This window comes from Emticicia sp. BO119 (assembly GCF_013912375.1).
Lineage (GTDB): Bacteria > Bacteroidota > Bacteroidia > Cytophagales > Spirosomataceae > Emticicia.
On sequence record NZ_JACETV010000003.1, the window covers coordinates 155,653 to 171,934 of the forward strand.

8 protein-coding genes are annotated in these 16,282 nt (G+C 38.9%); 5 read left to right on the forward strand and 3 right to left on the reverse strand.

The genetic code is table 11. The annotated features are described in order from the left end of the window. Positions 1–27: 27 nt before the first annotated feature. A complete protein-coding gene (locus H1R81_RS12100; RefSeq protein ID WP_181840987.1) occupies positions 28–735 on the reverse strand; it encodes a gamma-glutamyl-gamma-aminobutyrate hydrolase family protein in 708 nt (235 codons plus the stop codon). Positions 736–1,114: 379 nt separating this feature from the next. Here H1R81_RS12100 and H1R81_RS12105 point away from each other — a divergent pair, with 379 nt between their 5' ends. The 3 genes from H1R81_RS12105 to H1R81_RS12115 all read left to right on the forward strand — a co-directional run bounded on the left by H1R81_RS12105 (position 1,115) and on the right by H1R81_RS12115 (position 7,388). After that, positions 1,115–4,285 carry a PAS domain S-box protein gene (locus H1R81_RS12105; RefSeq protein ID WP_181840988.1) on the forward strand — a complete coding sequence of 1,057 codons (3,171 nt, stop codon included), beginning with the start codon at positions 1,115–1,117 and terminating at the stop codon, positions 4,283–4,285. Positions 4,286–4,489: 204 nt separating this feature from the next. After that, on the forward strand, positions 4,490–5,905 hold the full coding sequence (locus tag H1R81_RS12110) for an inorganic phosphate transporter (RefSeq protein WP_181840989.1): 1,416 nt from the start codon (positions 4,490–4,492) through the stop codon (positions 5,903–5,905). A 166-nt stretch (positions 5,906–6,071) separates the two neighbouring features. Further along, on the forward strand, positions 6,072–7,388 hold the full coding sequence (locus H1R81_RS12115; protein WP_220275216.1) for a porin: 1,317 nt from the start codon (positions 6,072–6,074) through the stop codon (positions 7,386–7,388). 71 nt (positions 7,389–7,459) lie between these two features. Here H1R81_RS12115 and H1R81_RS12120 read toward each other — a convergent pair whose 3' ends face one another. After that, positions 7,460–11,953: a translocation/assembly module TamB domain-containing protein gene (locus tag H1R81_RS12120; RefSeq protein WP_181840990.1), complete on the reverse strand. Its 4,494-nt coding sequence runs from the start codon at positions 11,951–11,953 to the stop codon at positions 7,460–7,462. A 185-nt stretch (positions 11,954–12,138) separates the two neighbouring features. Between H1R81_RS12120 and tsaD the strand changes: the two genes are divergently transcribed. Then, positions 12,139–13,137, forward strand: a complete 999-nt coding sequence (tsaD, locus tag H1R81_RS12125) for a tRNA (adenosine(37)-N6)-threonylcarbamoyltransferase complex transferase subunit TsaD (RefSeq protein WP_181840991.1) — start codon at positions 12,139–12,141, stop codon at positions 13,135–13,137. Between the two features lie 104 nt (positions 13,138–13,241). On the opposite strand, the gene H1R81_RS12130 is transcribed toward tsaD, so the two are convergent. Next, positions 13,242–14,603: a vanadium-dependent haloperoxidase gene (locus H1R81_RS12130; RefSeq protein ID WP_181840992.1), complete on the reverse strand. Its 1,362-nt coding sequence runs from the start codon at positions 14,601–14,603 to the stop codon at positions 13,242–13,244. 271 nt (positions 14,604–14,874) lie between these two features. Between H1R81_RS12130 and H1R81_RS12135 the strand changes: the two genes are divergently transcribed. Next, entirely contained in the window at positions 14,875–16,278 is a 1,404-nt protein-coding gene (locus H1R81_RS12135; RefSeq protein WP_181840993.1) for a hypothetical protein, read from the forward strand. The last annotated feature ends 4 nt before the right edge of the window (positions 16,279–16,282 follow it).

The following is a 16,282-nucleotide window of genomic DNA, read 5'->3' on the forward strand; positions in this document are numbered from 1 at the left end:
TTCAACAAAATCATTTAATCAACTAAATCAGAGTTGAAGGCCATATTTCTCCGCTGCCTGAATAAACACTTCTCTTATTCGGTTATTATAAGGATTCTGAAAGTTTTCTATCCTCTCAGGATGCCATTGCACTAACGTAAGCGAATGATTATTCGGGGTTTTCCACTCCAATCCTTCTACAATCCCGTCTTCAGATAAAGAATTAATTACCAGAGTTTCAGCTGGCTCATCTACCGACTGGTGATGTGCTGAATTGATTTCGCCCGTAGTTGTACCTGTAATGCTGGCGAGGGTAGAGTGCGGAAAGACCTCTATCTGGTGATAACGATCTTTACCTTCATAGTACTTCGAATGATTATTTTTTCCAATGCTTGGTATATCAGCTATTAGTGTACCTCCTAAAAATACATTGGCAAACTGCAAGCCCCTGCAAATACCCAGAAGAGGAACTTTATGTTCAAAAACATATTCACATACTTTCCATTCAAATTCATCTCTTCGCTCATCCATAAAGTCCGGATTACACAGAGCAAGGTTTTCTGGTTTATGATAAAACCTCGGATGCACATCTTCTCCTCCTGTCAGCAAAACCCCATTACATCTGCCGATTTCTTTCAGATTATCAGCCCGGTAACCAAGTTTAATTATCTCAATATCTTTATTTTGGCATAGTATCCATCTTTCATAAATCGGGTGTTTTTCGCCGCAGTCTGTAATGCCAATCGTTATCTTCATCTAAAATCAGGAAATAAAATAATAAAAAACTGTGTTATGTATCCGTTCAATAAAAAAGGCAAAGCTAATTACATGGTAACAGATTTAACACAATAAAAAGCCTTTGGTGGTACGATTTTTGAAAGCTAAACATCAATTATAATACAAAAATTGTAATTTATCGGGCCAAAAACAAATGGTTTGTAAAATCGCTATTACAACCATTGCATTGAAAAAAATATCTTTTGCTGAAATCCGACCAAGGATAACATCTACTGCTTTGTTATCACCGTAAATGCAATTACAGGTAAAGAGCTAATTTTATTCTGGCCCGAATAAAATTAGAATGAACTTTATCGATTAGGGTTTAAGTTTTACAAGGAATTATTTAACCAACAACATGACAGATTTATTACCTGTTCCGGTCAACGAAAAGGAAAGACTACAAGCCCTGCAAAACTATAATTTACTTGATTCTATAGATGAAGAAGAGTTCGACCGTCTTACCAGATTAGCTTCTATTATTTGTGGTGTTCCGATGTCTGTCATTAGTCTGGTTGATGAAGAAAGGCAATGGTTTAAATCTAATATTGGTATAGAAGATAAAGAAACCGATAGAAGTATATCATTCTGCCAATACACAATAATGGATACAACTATCTTTGCTGTAGAAGATGCCACACAAGACGAACGCTTCAAAAATAATCCATTAGTAAAAGGCAATCCAAATATACGTTTTTATGCAGGATACCCACTTATTGACCCCGATGGCTATGCTTTAGGGTCTATGTGTGTGATGGATAATAAGCCACGGAAATTGACCAGAGAGCAGGAAGAAGCTCTTATGATTATAGCTCAGGAGGTGGTTTCGCAAATTATCGCACGCAAAGAAAAGGAAGAACTAAAAGAATACGAAACGCTTTTCAATCTTTCAAAAGATTTAATATGTATAGCCGGAGATGGCCACTTTAAAAAGATTAATCCGGCATTTGAGCAAACCCTTGGCTGGACGAACGACCAACTGGCAGAAAGGCCTGTTATTGAATTTATACACAATGAGGACAAAGGGATTACAGAACAACAAATTACCAATCTGTACAACCATACGAAAACCATAAACTTCAATAATAGATTCAGAACGGTCGATGGGGATTACAAACTACTGCAATGGGTAGTTACAACACATCCTGATACCGGAAATGCCTATGGTGTAGGCCGGGATATTACAGAGCAGAACCGTATTGAAAAGGAATTGGTAGAAACCAAGAATATGTTGGAGTCTACCAACCAGGTAGCAAAAATAGGTGCCTGGAAGGTAAATCTCGACACCCAAGAAATTTCATTCTCGGATATTACCAAAGAGATTTATGAAGTAGACCCTGATTACGTGCCAACTGTTGAAAATAATATCCTGTTTAATAATGACAACAAAGAGGTAATTGAAGCAATGATCAGAAAGGCTATTGAGAATAGCTCCTCTTTTGATACAGAGTTTCAGGTTGTTACTGCCAGGGGCAATAAAAAATGGATTAGAGCTGTTGGTAAAGCCGAACTTAGCAAGGGTAAGCCATCTATTCTGTATGGAACTTTACAGGATATTGATAAAGAGAAACTCGTTAGAATAGAGTTAGATAAAGTTAATACTGAACTAAAAGCAATTTTAGATGCCGATTCGGGGATTCTGATAATTACAACCAATGAGTTCGGGTATATCACTACCTATAATAAAGGTGCAGAACTGATGTTAGGCTATACCGCCAAAGAAATGATTGGTATTAAAAAACCTTATTTCTTTCATGACCCTGATGAAGTGGAAGCGTATGCACAAAAAGTAACCAAGGAATTAGGTATTCAACTGAGAGCCGTAGATGAATCTTTGATTGCCAAAGCACGCCTGGGTAAAACAGATACGAATGAATGGACTTTCATAACTAAAGATGGTAATAGAATTACCGTTGAATTATCCATCACCCCTCTTACAAACAACGAAAAAGAGATTATAGGTTTTGTAGGAATAGCCAAAGATATTACAGCCAAAAAAATATGGGAGCGTAAGATTATGCTCAGCGAAGAACGCCACAGAGGTTTCTTTGAACATTCGCAAGGCTTAATGTGCACCCACGATCTAAAAGGGAAATTCCTGACGGTAAACCCCGCAGGAGCACAATTGCTTGGGTATTCGGCAGAAGAGTATCTTCAAAAAACTTTATTTGACCTGGTTCCGGCAGAGTATGCCGATGTCGTGAAACTCTATTTGAATCAGATAAAGGAACACGGGCAGTTTAAAGGTTTGATGAAGGTTCAGCATAGAGACGGATCTTTCAGAACGTGGATGTACAATAATATTCTTTCAGAGCTGATTGACGGCGAAAAATACGTAATCGGAAATGCCGTAGACATGACCGAGCATATAATGATAGAAAAAGAGTTGATCAAGGCCAAAGTACAGGCAGAGCAGAATGCCCACGCCAAAGATGTGTTTTTAGCTAATATGAGCCATGAGATACGCACGCCAATGAATGCTATTGTAGGTTTTGCCAATCTGTTGAAAGATACTTATCTCAACGAAGAGCAAACAGAATACCTCTCGTATATCATTACCTCAACCGAGAATCTTTTAGGTATCATCAATGATATTCTGGATATTTCTAAAATAGAATCAGGACATATAGTAATTGAAGAGGTACCGTTCAGTGTTAAAGAAATTGTCAGAACAGTAAGAAATATTCTGAAAAACAAAGCCCACGAAAAAGGTTTGGAATTAGATTGCAGTGTCGATGAAAATATACCAGAAATACTCCTTGGTGACCCTACAAGACTTAACCAGATATTACTTAACCTCGCCAATAATGCTGTCAAATTTACTACTTCGGGTTCAGTTAAGATGGTAGTTGAGCAACTCAGCAATACCGTAGCTGAGACCACAATTTCTTTTAAGGTGATAGATACAGGTATCGGGATTCCGCAAGAAAAATTAGATATGATCTTCGACCGCTTCACTCAAGCCAACTCAGACACTACCCGCAAATACGGGGGCACCGGCCTCGGATTAAGCATCTCAAAGTCGTTGGTAGAATTACAGAACGGAGAGCTATGGGTGGAAAGTGTGCCCGACCAAGGCTCTATTTTTGCTTTTAAACTGATATACAAAAAGGTAAAAGACGAATCAGATAAAAATAAAAGCGGCAATAGTGCATTACTTGTCAGCGATAAAAAAGTACACGTATTGTTGGTAGAAGATAATATACTGAATCAGAAATTAGCCCTGAGAGTGCTTGAGAAATTTGGTTTTACAAGCGATCTGGCCCAAAACGGGAGAATCGCCGTTGAGAAAGTAAGAGATAATAAATACGACATAATTCTGATGGACTTACAAATGCCTGAAATGGATGGTTATCAGGCAACTACAACAATCCGTCAGGAATTAAAAGATACTACACCGATTATGGCTATGACTGCCCACTCTCTGGTAGGTGAAAAAGATAAATGTATTGAAATCGGCATGAACGAATATATCACCAAGCCTTTTAATCAGCGAGAATTATTTGATAAAATAATGAGTTTTGTCTGAAAAATTGACTGAATTTTCTGAACTTTGATTTACCTGCGCGGGTAAATTAAAGTTCTGGGAGTTTAGTCATTAATTTGCTCAACCCTACCAACTGTTTACAATTTCTTAACATAGTTTCTTGGTACTATTGTAGAAACTTTCAGAATTTTGCACCATGAACACCAATATAAATCATACTGTAATAACTTAAACCCAAAATCCCTTATGTTTGGCTTAGAAACCGACATTTTTCTCTTACTCTCCTTCTGCCTTTTAGCAGCCTGTGCCTTCGAATTCATCAATGGTTTTCACGATACCGCCAACGCCGTTGCTACCGTTATTTATACCAACTCCCTAAAACCAACTCAGGCCGTTGTGTGGTCGGGGTTAATCAATTTTATAGGTGTAGTAACCGGAGGTGTAGGTGTAGGTATGAGCATAGTAAACTTGCTCCCGGTAGAATTATTAATAGATCAGAATGTCTATCATAGTATTGCCATGGTGCTGGCCTTATTGTTCAGTGCTATTATCTGGAACTTCGGAACCTGGTATTTTGGTATTCCGGCTTCAAGTTCACATACATTAATCGGAGCTATCTTAGGAGTTGGCCTGGGCTATGCCCTTTTGCCCGACAACGTCTCAGGAGTTGCAGCCGTGAACTGGGATAAAGCCAAAGAGATATTCTATGCCTTGTTTTTATCGCCACTGGTAGGTTTTAGTCTGGCTGTTATTCTGATGTTTACGCTTCGCAGGGTATTAAATAAAGACATCAGAAAGCAGATATTTGATGAACCGAAAAAAAATGAAGAGCCGCCTTTCTGGGTAAGAGGCATTCTGATAACTACCTGTACGCTGGTGAGTTTCTTTCATGGCCGTAATGACGGACAAAAAGGAATTGGGCTGGTAATGCTCATTCTGATAGGGATACTTCCCGCTTACTTCGCTATCAATAATACAATTGATTTTGATAAAATCAAACCTGATTTAACTGTTATCTCTGAAAAAATAGCATTGATAGATACCACCAAAACTTCAGATATAGAAAAAGAGCGAATCGCCAAAATTAAAGAAAGTGTAGGATTCCTGAATGCATTGGCTGATAGCAACAAAGTAAGTAAAGCCAAAGCCTTAGATGCCCGTAAAGCTCTGCTTACTATTAGTGGTAATACTAAAAAACTGGTAGAAGATCCCGATGTAATTCTGAGTGCAGGCGATAAAGATGCTTTAAAAGCAGCGGCCGTACAGGAAGAAAAAGGTATCAGAAAATATACAGACCATGCTCCCATGTGGGTAATTCTGATGATTTCGATGTCGTTAGGGCTTGGAACAATGATCGGCTGGAAACGTATTGTTGTAACGGTGGGCGAAAAAATAGGTAAATCTCATCTGACTTATGCACAAGGTGCTTCGGCTGAATTAGTAGCCGCTGCTACAATCGGAATGGCCTCCTGGTTTAAACTGCCTGTAAGTACTACGCACTCATTGTCATCTGGTATAGCTGGTTCAATGGTTGCCAGCAAAGGTATCAAGAACCTGCAATCAGGTACAATTAAAAATATAGCATTAGCCTGGGTGCTTACTTTACCTGTGGCTATTATTCTTTCAGCAACTTTGTTTATTTTCTTCCGTTGGTTGTTTTAATGAAAACAGCAAAGAGGAGAATGGCAAACAGAAACACCTCAGACAATACCATCTCAATAAAGTATTTTTATCATAAGTTCCTGAGCATGCCTAACCCTGCTCAGGAAACTTTTTGTATATAGCAAAATTCCCTACAATTTTGCACCAATATTGATTAACACCAATTATGAAACTTCGTATAAATCTCGTTTCGAGAGTAGCTATTTATAGCTTTTTCCTATATTGTACCTTGTCAGCATCTTTTGCACAAGACCATGGGGCTTTAACAGATATTGATACTACTACCGCCAGGAAGCTCTTTGCGACACTCAAAAAATACGAATTTGTAGGAATCAGCGGATATATCCAGCCCCAATTTCAGTGGATACAAACCAAAGGAGCCAGGAATTTTAATGGCGGAGATTTTCAGCCAAACGCCAGCAATCGATTCATGATGCGCAGAGGGCGTATCCGTTTCGATTACGCTCGTTATTTCGAAAACAATATGCCTAAACTTTATTTTATTTTTCAGTTTGACGGTACCGAAAGAGGTATTTTCATCCGTGATTTCTGGGGGCGTATCTATGAAAACAAATTCAAATCTTTTTATCTCACAACTGGTATGTTTGCCCGCCCGTTCGGCTTTGAAGTGGGGTATGGTTCACCAGACCGTGAATCACCCGAACGCGGCAGGATGTCTCAGATTCTGATGAAAGTAGAGCGCGACTTCGGCTTTATGGGTAGCTATGAGCCTCGTACTAAAACTAATTTTCTGAAACATATCAAATTTGATGTGGGTGTCTTTAACGGACAAGGCGTAAACTCTGTTGCTGATTTTGATAACCACAAAGATGTTATTTCAAGGCTTTCGGTAAAGCACTTTAACCTTGCACCCAAATTGATTGTGAGTGGTAGTGTATCGGGTTTTCTGGGGGGTATGGAACAATTTACTAATAAGATCTACAGCATGAATGCCTCAACGAGACAATTTTCGGTTGATTCAGCTGCAAGCAATATAGGCAGAATTGCCCCAAGAAACTATTTTGGCGCAGATATACAAATCAGAATTCCGAATCGTGTTGGTGAGACGGAGTTCAGAGCAGAGTATATCAGAGGAACCCAGACTGCATTACAAAGCACTACTGAAACGCCGGCTATAATACCCTTAGAAAACGGGAAACTCGCGCCACTCTATATCCGTAATTTTGATGGTGCTTATTTTTATTTTCTCCAGCATTTAGGCAGCAGAAAACACCAGCTTGTATTAAAATATGACTGGTATGACCCCAACAAGAAGGTAAAAGGCACAGCTATAGGTCAGGGTTTTACGGCTGCTGATGTACGTTTCAATACATTTGGGTTTGGTTATCTGACCTATATTTATGAGAATGTACGATTGATGCTCTGGTATGAAATGCCACAGAACGAGAAAACAGCCATACAAGATTACAGTAAGGATATTAAGGACAATAGTTTTACTTGCAGGGTACAGTACAGATTTTAGCCTTGCTCCGACGAATGGGAGTTACTAAAACGGCAAATACGAAACTTGGTTTGTAAGTGTCTTGGCCGCGGTTAAAAAATCGAAGAAACCCGTGAAAGTTCTGATTTGGGCGTAGCTGGGGGTGTCTTGCGTTTGAAAATGGTATTAAAGCTACGGGTGTGTTGCAGGCTCACGCCATTTACTGTTACGTTTGTATTGAAGTTATAAAAATAGTTAGGCACGTTGCGGCTATAGGCCTTTAAACGCCAGCTACCGTCTTCGTTGAGCAGCCACTCTACTTCACCGCCATAAAAATAGTTCCCGGCGGTTTGTTCCTGATTCTGCAAGATGGTATTATTTACACTTAGTTTCAGGCGGTTATTACTGAAACGATAGGAGAAGTTGACCTGCACATTATTAAACATATTCTGGCGCAAAGTGCTCAGAGCACCCAGTTGTACACCAATTTCGAGATTAGGGTTTATTTTAGAGGCAATTGTACCCAACTGGTTAGTCAGTAGGCTACTTACATTGTCTAAAAGCAATTGAGAATCTACTACATCTCTAAAACTATTATCGGAAAATAACCGGTTAAAAGCAGCAACCCCTACAAAATTGTTTGCTAATAATTGCTCATCATTCCTAAGCCTTTGCTCAAACGCAATTACCTGTGGCTGAAGATTCAAAGGAATTCTGCGCTGATCAAATTTAATATCATATTTGATAGTAGGCTTCATCAATTTGTCTGTTAGTATCACATAGGCACTTACGGGATAGGTAGTTCTCAGTTCGGCACTATTGGTTCCCGAAGCAATGCCGTCAGGTAAAAATACATTTGCTGTTACAATAGCATTGATGCTTATGGTTGCATCATAGGGGTCGCCTGACCACCGTATCCAGCTGCCATCTGCAATATCAAACTTTCTTACTCTTGATATATTCTGTAAACTGAAATCATATTTACCGCTCCTGATAGTATAAGGGCCCGTCATGGTAAAGCCACCACGTGTATCATATTCAATGCTGATGCGCCCGTTTCCTACAGCTGTTAGTTCATCTTTATTGATACGGTCAAAAATCACCACACATTCTGCATCGGGTGTTATGGTAAAGTTAAAGGCCATTTTCAGGCTTCCGGCTTCTTCATTGAGTGTCGAGTCTTTTTTCTCTCCTTTGTTTTTTGCGTGCTTCTCATTCCGGCTTACAAAAGTTATACCCTCTTCTTCGGTATTTACATAAGTAGCCCCATCTAAAGGAATTGTGATTTTTGTATCTTTCTTACTGGTCAGGTTACCAGTTATTGCCACATTTTTCAGGCTTCCTGTAATATGTAAATCTCCAGTGGCAACTCCTGTTCCGTAGAAATCTTCATTATTTTTAATAGTTGTATTCATAATCCTGAAACCATCACGCCCTCGCATATAAGCATGAATGCCCAACATAAAATTGCCGCTTCCACCATTAAAAATTCCTCCGGCCAGTTCGGCTTCGTTACCATCTGTATCTCTCACTCTAAACCCTTTTTCTACAACAAAACCCTCTTCGTTAAAATTAATTCTATCATCAAAGTACAACGGTGTATTTAGTTCATTTACTAAGAGGCTTCCTTTTTCAACTGCTACACTACCTCTGATAACAGGATCACCAGGTGTACCTCTCACTGTCAGTGTACCCGAGCCATAACCCCTGATATTAGAAAAAATATCATCAATAAACGACTGAAATATTTCAAGATCAGCTTTTTCAAGATTCGCTTTCAGGTTAAGCGGGTCATACTCATCTTTAGGGTCGTAGGTTCCAGATAAACTGAATATCTCATTATTGATTCTGACAATATTTCCATTAACATTGAGCTTCTGGGTTACATTATCCCATAGAATACCCCCTGAAACTGTTCCTATCAGGCTGTTTTCATACTTCAGGTTATCAACATTAAATTCGCTTGTAATTAATCCATCATTATACACATCTCTTAGCATCAATTTGCCGTTCACAATCCCTTTCAGGTCAACGTTTGTTAATGGCTCAAGGGTTTGTAAATTAAAGTCCTGGACATTTACATAGGCTTCCTTAAGGCTATCCTGCGACAAATAGCCACTCATAGAGATACTCTGATTTTTATTTGAAATGGCTACATCCTGAAAACAAATATCAGACTCATAAAAATTAATCAGGTTGTTTTTTGCCAGCAACCAGGTTTCGCCTAACAAATCAAGTTTGGTATTTCTATCATTAAAACTTACATTTATTTCGTCTTGAAGAAATGCCAAATGCCCGAATACCTGTGCCCTGTTTGAGCTTTTCTGTTGTTTGATTTTAGCATCAAATTCAATTACGTTGGCTTGTCCCCAGGCTCCGTTTACTTCTAATTTTTCGGTAGGTGCCATGTCTCCTAACTTCTGTTTCTCAGAATTAAACACCAGAGAAGTCAGAATTTTAGGCGATGTCACTTCTTTAGAAGTATTAAAATCAAGTTCATTATTATAAAAAGCAAAACTTCCATGCCGGAGTGTATCTATTTTTCCACCCAGCGAAAGCTCAACTGTGTTTCTGATATTGAGTTGACCGTTCAGCTCGGTATTAGGTGATATAAACAATGCCGGATAGAAGTAGGCAAAGAAAGGATCGGATTTTTTGAATAAGACTTTATAATCAAGATTATATCTGGGCTGAAAACCCTTAGCAGGCAAATTGACGTAATAAGCCATTCTACTGGCTTCATTCTCAACAAAATACTGGGTATATTCTTTCGAAAAACGCGTAACATCGCTTATAACCTGACTTGGTGTAAATTTACCGGTAATATCAATATTGAAAAACTCTGAAAGCAGACTGATATGGCGTGAATTGGAGTCTAAAGCTGAGGTTACAAATACCGAATCAATCCCTAATTTGCGTTTATCATATTGTAATACTGTATGCAATAACTGCGCGCGTCCAATCCAGTTATCCAATTCATTACCCTGAAAATCAAGTGTTAATTCTGATTTCAGCTTTACATCATTTTGGGCATAACCTAAAGCACGCAGATTAGCATTCTGAACAATGCCATGAATATCAAATTTATTAAGTGCTTTACTGAAATCAACCTTACCGGTTATATCAAAAGTCAGGTTAGTATCCTTGACACTCACCCGTCCGTCAAATAACGACTGGCTCATTTCACCATCAACCGTGATATTCTGAAAATCATACCCATTAAACCAGATATGTTTGACGGTGCCGTCAAAATTCAGCAAAGCGTCTTTAATAGTAAGTCCTTTGCCTTTAATATCGCCGGTAAACGACATTTTCTGAAGCATTGTCTCTTCATTTACCAGTTTACCTAACTCCAGGTCGTCAACCATCAGCGAGCCTGTATAAGTAGGCAAGGCTTTCCCGTTAGGAATTTTCATGGTAATATTACCGGCTACTAACCCTAACTGAGACTTCACGAAGGCATCAGTAGTAAAATCATTATACAACCCCTTGAAAATTCCTGCAAAGGTAGTTATGCCAAACTTCTGTACGTGTTGCTGATACAAAGAATCTCCTACATACTGGCGGGCATCAATCGCATCAATCTGCGAGGGTTTCCAGGTCAGATCCATCACTGCCTTGCGCAGATCAGGCATATTTTTAAAGGCAATTTCTCCGTCAAGGTAGCTGTTCTGGCCGAATTTCAGGTTAAAGTCTTTGACCCTGAAATCGTGTACTGTCCCCTTGAAATCTCCATTGAGCAGATAGTTTTCATGATACTGATACATATCAGTTGCAAATCGCCCCAAATCCTGCGCATCAATTTCACAATTGCGCAGATCGCCGATCATCTCTACCTTTTCATTAAAATCACTGAAATCTCTTGGGGTAATATAATTGAAATGAACTGACTTCGTAAGTGTTGAATTATTAATTCTGGCATATAGATCATCAAATCTCATGTGTTGCCTTGAATAAAAGAATTGGGTATTGAGTTCTTTTATTTCAAGGTTACTTCGGCGTTCAGTTCCTTTAAGGTCAGTCAAGGCAAACTTAATGGTATCACCTTGTATGAAAAAATCTTTCAAAAGCCCTTGTACACCATGCACAGTAAAATTATTATAATCAAATTCTTCTTTCGGAAAACGCTTTTCTTCGGGGTCTTGCAGTGTAAAAGTACCCCCCTGTATATAAGCTTCATCAATCGTAAACGGAATATTATGCTCAATTCTTACCTTGGCGGTATCGGGGGTTGAGGTTAGTTCTTCAATTCTTGCTAACCATTTATCAATATTCAGGTCGCCATCTGACTCGTAAATCAGTTTCACCCGGGGGTCGAGCACCATTACATAGTCAAGATTATTGTCAAAGGTCAGAAAAGTATTCCAGTCAAAATTAAAATTGGTTTTAGAATTCACGTACAACTCTTTTACAAAAATCATTTCCCGGTTTTTGTAATCATATATCGTAACATTCTCTAAAGTGATTTCATCGAACCAGGTAAGTTTGGCTTTTTCGATTTTTACTTTTGAGCCTAATTTTTCGGAGAGGTATTCGGTTGCTCTTTGTAGAGTAAGGGTTTGTATGACAGGCAACTGCAGAGCATAGAAAACCGTTACTATTCCCATAAAAATAATGAAAATAAGATTCAGCAGGATTCTGGTTGATATTTTAACTATGCGGCGCAAATACTTAAGCAAATAAACAAAATAATTAACAAATCAATTAATTACTGAATTACCAATCGTAATTTTGTGTTTTTAATTTTAATAGGGTCATAGAACCTTAAAACACAAAATCTTAATCTTTAGTTTTGAATATATTAGCTATCGAATCTTCCTGTGACGAAACGTCAGCGGCTGTTATTTCTAACGGTAAAATCTACTCCAACATTGTAGCAGGACAACTAATTCATGAGCGTTTTGGTGGAGTTGTGCCTGAGTTGGCTTCCCGTGCCCACCAACAACATATTTTACCTGTGGTTGAAAATGCTTTAGAAAAGGCAAAGATAACAAAAAATCAGCTAAATGCTATAGCTTTTACACGTGGACCTGGCCTTTTGGGTTCTTTATTGGTAGGCACTTCATTTGCCAAAGCAATGGCTCTTGGGCTTAATATCCCTCTCATAGAGGTCAATCATATTCAGGCACATGTCTTAGCTCATTTTATTGATGAACCAGCACCAGCGTTTCCGTTTTTATGTCTGACTGTTAGTGGCGGGCATACCCAGATAGTTTTGGTGAAAGACCACCTGGCTATGGAAGTAATTGGTGAAACCCAAGACGATGCTGTGGGTGAAGCCTTTGATAAAACTGCCAAACTGTTAGGCTTACCCTACCCTGGTGGCCCGCTCGTTGATAAATATGCCCAACAAGGCAACCCCGAAGCCTTTGAATTCCCGCTGTCTGAAATGCCTAAATACAATTTTTCTTTTAGCGGAATCAAGACATCCATATTGTATTTTTTAAAAGCAAATCAGGCTAAGAATCCAAATTTTATTGAAGAAAATATAGCTGATATATGTGCCAGTGTGCAGCACACACTTATTAAGATGTCGTTACAAAAACTACGTAGAGCAGCACGAGAATTAAATATCAGAGAAATAGCTATTGCCGGAGGAGTATCGGCCAATTCGGGTTTAAGAAAAACTTTGCAGGAATTAGGTGATAAAGAAAAATGGAATGTCTATATTCCACAGTTTCAGTATTGCACCGATAATGCCGGAATGATTGCTATGGCCGCCCATTTTAAATATCTGAAAGGAGAATTTACTTCGCAAGAGGTGAGCCCTTTGCCAAGAATGGATTGGTAGGTTATTAAATTTCAGGCACTAATCCTTGAATTTACGTTCAGAATAAATCCAGAAAAATGCTATAAATAAAGAGCCTTACCATCAGGCAAGGCTCCAAATCATGATTATTTATTTACTGCAACAGTATTCTTTTTTCTGGTCCGGGCTATTCTTAATACTTCCTGCCCGATTTTCACACCACATTTGTTTCCTTCGTTACAGCCGGATAAAAAGTGGATTCCGCCATACATCCGGCTGATATTGGCCGTCAGGGCGGCTTCTCTGAACGAATTAAAAGTCATAACACCATGCCCGTGTTTGTATTCGGTAGAGTCGGTAAAAGTTACTTTATCACCATGAATAAAGCTCAGTACTTCTGCGGCGGCGGCAGAGATAGTACTATGGCCGCTGGTATATTCAGGGAAAGGTGGTGTTTGCAGGAAAGGTTGCCATTTAGGGTCTACTTCAGCATTAATAACTGTTTCCGGGCGGATTTTAATACTACGGTATTTTTCGTTCCAGCAACTGATAAAAGCATCTAATAATGCCATTGACTCTAAGGCATAGCCCTCAACACTTTTCTCAAAAGAAGCGTTGGTTTTGCGTGAAACTGTAGTGTGAATAGCCAACCAGTGCCCTCCGGGTGTCATTTTTTTATTAGCGAACATCACGTGTCCCATTACATTCATTACAAAAGGGTTGTCGTCCCAGAACCATGCAAGGCGTTTTTGGTCTTCTGTCAGATTCTTACCTACCTCATATACTTCCATTGTTTCTTTCCAGAAAGCACTTTTTCTATCATGATTATACATAGGTGGTGGTGGCGGTGGAAATTGCCCTGCCGAATCTAAGGTGAAAGCCCTCAGTTTATTCCATTCGGGTTCGCAGGCATCGGCATAGGCCGGAGGGGTAGGAACCCACGTACCAGGCAAGTTGGTTACCGTAAAACGGATACCCCGTGTTTGCTTGTACTTGTCTCCACCAGAATACCGTATTATATGTGCAGCCACACTGTCACCGTAAGCCATCGAACGCTCCATTACATCTTCCGGTACACCCAGCGCCTCATATTTTTTGTAGAATGTTTTCTCGTAGTCATCAAAGAAATTGCCAGAAAAAGTAAGAGTACGCCCAACTTTCAGAAATGCCCTTGTACTTGCCAGCGGGAAACAATAATCTTTGCCTTCTTCAGGTTTGGGGCCTGCCGGTAAACCTTTCACTTTTCCGCTTAATGACTCATATTCGGGGAATCCCGGCACCATTGCTTCATAACCAGCCAAAGTAGAGTAGGCGTAGATACGGGCTGCTACCGGTGGTTTGAAAATATCATGAATAATCACATCTGTCAACAATTCAACCGATTGATGATAAAGCTCAGGGTCAGCGGCTTTTGCATTATAAACTTTAGCATCGCTTTTGGGTTTACAAGCATTAAAAGACAAGCCAATAGCCGCTATAGTTACAAAGAGGAATAATTTTTTTAACATGGGTAGTGTAAAACAAACTAAAAAAAACACAATTATTAAATGCAAATTTACAAAATATACTTTACCAAAACGATGATTTTCGTCATTTTAATATCTGTTTAATATTCTTGATGTAATTTAAAAGGCTGAACCATCAGCAGTTTCAATTGCTGACTCTATGTATTTTATCCCTTAAACACTCAATAAAAAACGGTAATTAGATGAGTAAATAATATTTAGATTCTCCATTTTTTTTCTTAAAATGCCATTCAATTTCCAATATGCACAAAAAATGCACTCTTCAAACGCCACATATCTTTCGTTTAAAAGCAGAAAATTCTTGTTCATATTCTTTTTTCTTTTCCTCTCTATTTTTTTTAAAGTATCAGGGCAGAGTCCGACGCCAAAACAGATTTTTCGGGAATCACTTAGTTTTCTGATAAAAACTCAATGCGATTCTACTATAACAGGCAAACAATATGCAGGCGAATGGCCCGTATATATGAACCTGATTGAGACTTATATTTTTATTGGCAAAAAACGAAAAGCCCGCGACTCTAATTGCTTTAATATCTCGGCAGTACATAATTTTCTGTCTGAGATTTACCTACATGATACCACTTTACATGAATTAAAGCCTGTGCTGGCAAAAGCTTTCAATGAGATCAAGACCTATGAGGTTGATAAACGTTATAATTTCTGGAAATTGCTACCAGCCGTACGTAACCATAGAATGTTTGGTAAAGACCCTCATCTATTAGTGCGAAGACCTACAAATTATCCGCTCAATTCAAGGTTTATCAATAAAACGGCCAACGTGCCCGAAGATGCCGACGACACCGCCTTAGCCAATACTGCAACCTATTATCATAATCGTATTTTTAATGATACATTAAAGGCTCTCTCGTATGCAGGTTTTGATGAATACCTTGATAAAAAACGCAAAAACCGCAACTGGTATAATTTCATGTTGCCTACACCGGGGCAATCAGGTGCTTACCTTACCTGGCATCATCAGGAATATGAATATGATCATTGGAATCCTGTTACCACCTATTTTTCATTATTATTTATATTTTCCCCGTTCAGTTCGGCTTTCCCGGTAGCTTATGAACCCTGGATACCTTTCGGAGCCAATGATGTAGATGTGGTTGTAAACAGCAATATCCTGAATTACCTCTCATTAACGTCGCAGGTGAATAAAAGTGCCGGTAAAAACGGAGCTCTTAAAGTAATTGGACATTGTGTCAGAAAAAATCTGTGGAGTACCGGAGCAGTTTACTATCCGAACAGCTATCATATTGATTTTGCCGTAGCTAAAGCATTTCGTAATGGTGTAGAAGAATTAGCTGAAACAACAAAAAAAATAGTTAAACACTTAACAGAAACCCAGCAACCCAACGGAAGTTTTGAAAGCAAGCCCTGGGTAAATAAAAAAGATATTATACAATCAACTGCCTACGCCCTGCATGCCATGATAGATTTACGAGCCAAAGGAATGGCAATACCTGACCAGAACATCAGAAAAGCCTTTGAATTTCTGCTAACCAAAGCTCAAAGAAAAGATGGTATGTGTCATTGGGAAGGTGGGGTGTATTTTTCAGGAGGCACGTTGCTCCGCAATATTCTTATCTGGCAGTCTGATGCCTATACCACAGCATTGATAGCGAGTTGTTTTCAGAGATATTACCTCTGACATG